Origin of the sequence: Chitinophaga sp. (assembly GCF_036566945.1) — a bacterium.
Classification (GTDB): domain Bacteria; phylum Bacteroidota; class Bacteroidia; order Chitinophagales; family Chitinophagaceae; genus Chitinophaga.
On record NZ_DATCVJ010000063.1, the window covers coordinates 1 to 2,322 of the forward strand.

The 2,322-nt window shown below is 43.6% G+C and carries 1 protein-coding gene; it reads left to right on the forward strand.

Translation table 11 applies throughout. From position 1 onward, the window contains the following. Positions 1-116: 116 nt before the first annotated feature. On the forward strand, positions 117-2,322 hold a 2,206-nt coding region (locus tag VIP81_RS01875; protein WP_331956781.1), incomplete at its 3' end, for a DUF6443 domain-containing protein.

Below are 2,322 nucleotides of genomic sequence, written 5' to 3' on the forward strand. Positions count from 1 at the left end.
CGAGGGTACAAATGTTTATTTGTTTACGTATGGAGTGATGGAAGTTATTCCGAGACCTATACAGAATATAACCCTACGCCCTGCGCAGTAGATTAATCATCTTTAATATTCCCCCCATGAGGTATACTATATATATTTTACTAAGCTGCATTTTACTGAATATCCCTTGCGTACAAGCACAGGTAAGCACCCAAAATAACTTTGTTTATAAAACAATCGTAAATACGGCCGGTGTCACTACCCAGGCGCAAGTAGACGGATTACCCCCCGAGAAAAGTAATAAAACCGTGAGCTATTTTGACGGGTTGGGGCGTCCTGTTCAAAGCATTGTTATAAAGGGAGCCTCGGATAAAAAAGATATCATTACTCCCGTTGAATATGATGTGTACGGGCGGATAATAAAAAAAATCCTTCCCTATTCAGATATAACCGGAACAACTTACGGCAGTTTCAGGGCGGATGCGTATGCTGGCCAGGTGAACTTTTACAGTCCGTCTAACATGACTATAACTGACATAGCAAAGGATGCACGTCCATACGAGCAAAGTTTGCTGGAATTCTCTCCACTTAACCGGGTTGTTGAAAAAGGAGCAGCAGGTCAACCCTGGCAACCTGGCGAACATGTCATTAAATCTATCGATGCTGTAAATACTACGACTGATGGTGTGAAAAAGTGGACCATCAGCAGTACCTCCGGAGCTTTACCAGTGGCAGCCAGCTATCCAGCAGGTGACTTATATAAAAACACCACGATCGATGAACAGGGAAAACAACTGATCGAATTCAAAGACAAAGAAGGAAAGCTGATTTTAAAAAAATCGCAACTTACCAATAGTCCCCAAGATCCTCATACAGACTGGCTTTGTACTTATTATGTCTACGATGATTTTAATAACCTGCGGTTCGTTATTCCTCCTAAAGCAGTAGCCACCCTGTCTGGCAGCTGGTCATTCACCGGCCTGACAGATGTTGTCAACGAACTATGCTTCATTTATGAATATGATGAAAGGAGCAGGCTAATACGAAAAAAAATCCCCGGTGCCGCATTCAATGAAATGGTATATGACCTCCGTGACAGACTGGTATTTTCGCAAGATGGCAATCTGAAAGTCAAAAACCAATGGCTGGCGACCTTTTATGATAGCCAAAACCGCGTCATGATGACGGCACTATATAATAATACCGCCAGCCGTAGTACCTTGCAAACGAGCCTTAATAATTCCCGGGGAACTACCTCCATTCCTTTTACATTTCCAGGTGTTGCAGACCTGGTGATCGCCAATTATGATGGCGACAACAGGTACGAAGCTACAAGCAGCGTTACCCTAACATCCGGATTTGACACCGGCACTGGTGCTGAAACCGAGATCCTCATCAACCCCGCCGCTAATAATGGCAACACCAGCATTACGGCAACCAATACGCTGGCAACCATTGATCCCAATGCACTTACACCACTTACTTATACTTTTTACGACGATTATAATTTCACGGGTGCGCTTCCGCTGGAGCAGGCAGATCTGTCGAAGCCGAACGCTGGAAGTAGCATCACTGCTGAACCTTCCAGTACAAACAGCAGCATGACAAAAGGGATGATCACCGGCACTAAAACCCTGGTACTGGGCTCCAAACAATATCTGACCAGTACTATTTACTATGATGATAAAGGCAGACAAATACAGGTAGTTTCCGAAAATCTCAATAATGGAAAAGATGTTACCAGCCACCTTTATGATTTTGAAGGGAAGATACTCAGTACTTTTCAACGGCAAAGAAATCCACGAAGTGCTACTACTCCCGAAACAAAGCTTTTAACGGTTATTAATTATGATCATGCCGGTCACCTGATAAGCGTTGCAAAGCAGATCAATGAAACAGGTACTTTAAAAGTAATCGCACAAAACAGGTACAATGCCTTGGGCCAACTGATCACTAAAACGTTAGGAGATAACCTGGATAGCCTAAAATACGACTACAACATCAGGGGTTGGCAGCTCGGTGCTAATCGAAACTATGTAAAAACCAATACCGGCAACTTCTTTGGATACGAGCTGGGGTATGACCAGCCCAATTCAATTGTAACGGGCACCTCCTACAACACGCCGCAATTCAATGGTAATATCAGCGGGACCATATGGCGCAGCCAAAGCGACCAGATAAACCGTAAATACGATTTTGCCTATGACAATGTAAACAGGTTAACCGGAGCCGATTTTAACCAGCAGAATACAGGTACCACAACATGGACTAAGAATCAGGTTGACTTTTCTGTTAGTGGGCTCTCCTACGACCAGAATGGAAATATACAATTTATGAATCAGA